The organism is Skermanella sp., assembly GCF_059503625.1.
This window is the reverse complement of the sequence record NZ_JCACHA010000324.1, coordinates 1-2831: the sequence shown is the minus strand read 5'-3', so window position 1 is coordinate 2831 and position 2831 is coordinate 1. Positions and strand designations below refer to the sequence as shown.

General features: G+C 61.3%; 3 protein-coding genes. All 3 read left to right on the top strand.

Features of this window, described 5'->3' with window-relative positions; genetic code table 11:
• Positions 1–905: NADH-quinone oxidoreductase subunit M (locus AC5JJ6_RS07370; protein ID WP_496041413.1), on the top strand; the 905-nt coding region annotated here is incomplete at its 5' end.
• Between the two features lie 18 nt (positions 906–923).
• Positions 924–2384: an NADH-quinone oxidoreductase subunit NuoN gene (nuoN, locus tag AC5JJ6_RS07365; protein ID WP_496041412.1), complete on the top strand. Its 1461-nt coding sequence runs from the start codon at positions 924–926 to the stop codon at positions 2382–2384.
• Positions 2381–2831 (top strand): biotin--[acetyl-CoA-carboxylase] ligase (locus tag AC5JJ6_RS07360; protein ID WP_496041411.1); only part of this gene is annotated, 451 nt, incomplete at its 3' end. The genes nuoN and AC5JJ6_RS07360, both read left to right, overlap by 4 nt.

Genomic DNA, 2831 nt, shown 5'->3' with positions numbered 1-2831 from the left:
AGTTCCCGCGCAGCATGCAGATCTGGCTTTGGCTGGCGCTGTTCGCATCGTTCGCCGTGAAGGTCCCGATGTGGCCGGTCCATACCTGGCTGCCGGATGCCCACGTCGAAGCGCCCACGGCCGGTTCGGTCATTCTTGCCGGCGTCCTTCTGAAGATGGGTGGTTACGGGTTCCTTCGCTTCTCCATTCCGATCCTCCCGGAAGCGTCGGCGTACTTCACGCCCCTGATCTACACCCTGAGCGTCGTTGCCATCATCTACACCTCGCTGGTCGCTCTGGCGCAGGAGGACATGAAGAAGCTGATCGCCTATTCGTCGATCGCGCATATGGGCTTCGTGACCATCGGCATGTTCTCGCTCAAGCAGCAGGGCGTCGAGGGATCGGTCTTCCAGATGCTCAGCCACGGCATCGTTTCCGGGGCGCTCTTCCTCTGCGTCGGCGTCGTCTACGACCGGTTGCATACTCGTGAGATCGCCCGCTACGGCGGTCTGGTCCAGAACATGCCGCGCTATGCCGTCGTCTTCATGCTGATGATGCTGGCATCGGTCGGCCTTCCCGGTACCAGCGGCTTCGTCGGCGAGTTCCTGATCCTGGTCGGAGCGTTCCAGGACAATACCTGGGTCGCCCTTCTGGCGACGATCGGGATCATCCTGGGGGCTGCCTACATGCTGTGGCTTTACCGCAGGGTCGTGTTCGGCAAAATCACTCGCGACGACGTCAAAGGCATGCTGGATCTTACCCCTCGGGAGATCGCGATCTTTGCGCCGCTGGTCGTCGTGGTGTTGTGGATGGGCATCTATCCGGCCAGCTTCCTCAATGTGATTTCAGTGTCGGTCGAGGCATTGATCCAGAACTACCAGACCGCTCTGACCGACGGCGTCGGCACCAGTGTCGCGGTTCGATAAGGCGGGAGAAGAACAGACATGACTCCGTTTCCCGATCTCGCTCCGGCCGCTCCGGAGATCTTCCTGGCGGTATCGGCCCTGGTTCTGCTGATGCTCGGCGTCTTTCGAGGCGACACCAGTACCCGCTTGATTTCGTACCTGACGGTCGGCGTGCTGCTGGTCGCGGTCGTCCTGGTTCTTACCGGCGCGGGAACCAAGCAGATCACGTTCAGCAACCTGTTCGTCATGGACAGCTTCGGCGCGTTCATGAAAGTGCTCGTGCTGCTAGGCTCGGCATTGTCCGTTCTGATCTCGATCCATTACATCGAGCGCGAGCAGATGAAACGGATCGAATTTCCGGTTCTGATGCTCCTGGCGACGATCGGTATGCTGATGATGGTGTCGGCTAACGATCTGATCTCGCTCTATGTCGGGCTCGAACTTCAGAGCCTTGCCCTTTACGTTATCGCCGCCTTCCGCCGTGACTTCGCCAAATCGAGCGAAGCGGGGCTCAAATACTTCGTCCTGGGTGCCCTGTCGTCGGGCATGCTGCTGTACGGAGCATCGCTGGTTTACGGCTTCACCGGCACGACCAACTTCTCGATGCTCGCCAGTCAGTTCGCCACCCATGGCCAAGCTACCGGTCATGCCGGCATCGGCCTGGTCGTCGGGTTGACCTTCGTCGCCGCCGGCCTCGCCTTCAAGATTTCCGCCGTTCCGTTCCACATGTGGACGCCGGATGTCTATGAAGGCGCGCCGACGCCGGTCACCGCCTTCTTTGCCGTAGCGCCCAAGGTTGCAGCGGTCGCTTTGTTCGTCCGCCTCCTGATCGAGCCGTTCGGTTCGATGGTCGATGAATGGCGCCAGATCATCTACTTCACGGCACTGGCATCGATGGTGTTGGGGTCTTTCGCCGCGATCGGCCAGACGAACATCAAGCGTCTGATGGCCTACAGCTCGATCGGCCACATCGGGTTCGCGCTGGTCGGCCTTGCGGCAGGCACCGAGCTGGGCGTCCGCGGCGTGATGTTCTACATGGCGATCTACATCTTCATGAACATCGGAACGTTCGGCGTCATCCTCTGCATGCGCCAGAACGGCCGGATGGTCGAGGAGATCACCGATCTGGCGGGTCTGTCGAAGACTCATCCGATGCTGGCACTCGCCATGCTGATCTTCATGTTCTCGATGGCCGGCATTCCTCCCGCAGCTGGTTTCTTCGCCAAGCTGTTCGTCTTCCAGGCCGCTATCGAAGCGCATCTCTACTCGCTTGCGGTGATGGGCGTCCTGGCAAGCGTGGTGGGCGCTTACTATTACCTGCGTATCATCAAGGTGATGTATTTCGACGAGCCGGTCGAAGCGCTTGATCGAACCATCAGCGGCGAGGTTTCGCTGGTTATCGCAGGGACCAGCCTGTTTACCCTCCTGTTCTTCTTCTTCCCGGCTCCGCTTCTGAACGGCGCCGCTGCGGCCGCCGCGTCGCTGTTCGCCGCCGGATGACTGGGCAGGCGCCTCAGGCGAGCACACTGCCGGGACTTCCTCCCGAATATCGGCTCGTTGCCTATGATTGCCTGGGGAGCACCAACGAAGAGGCCAAGCGCCTCGCCCGGAACGAGGGAGCCGAGCACGGCACCCTCGTCTGGGCAGGTCGGCAGGAGGCGGGCAGAGGCCGCCGGGGGCGCCCCTGGTCCTCGCCCGAGGGTAATGTCTACGCCAGCATCATTCTGCGACCGAAGTGCTCCACCGCGACGGCGGCGCAATTGTCGTTTGCCGCAGCAGGGGCGCTGGCCGATGCGGTGCAACCGGTGCTCCCCGAGGCCGTCTGCTGTTGCAAGTGGCCTAACGACGTCCTGATCGATGACCGGAAGGTTGCAGGCATCTTGCTGGAATCGGAAACGGACGGTTCCGGAGGACTTGAATGGCTGGTCCTGGGCATAGGCATCAACG

Bases quoted from the DNA above. Each gene is read 5' to 3' on its own strand.
- nuoN (WP_496041412.1), top strand. From the start codon at position 924: ATGACTCCGTTTCCCGATCTCGCTCCGGCCGCTCCGGAGATCTTCCTG.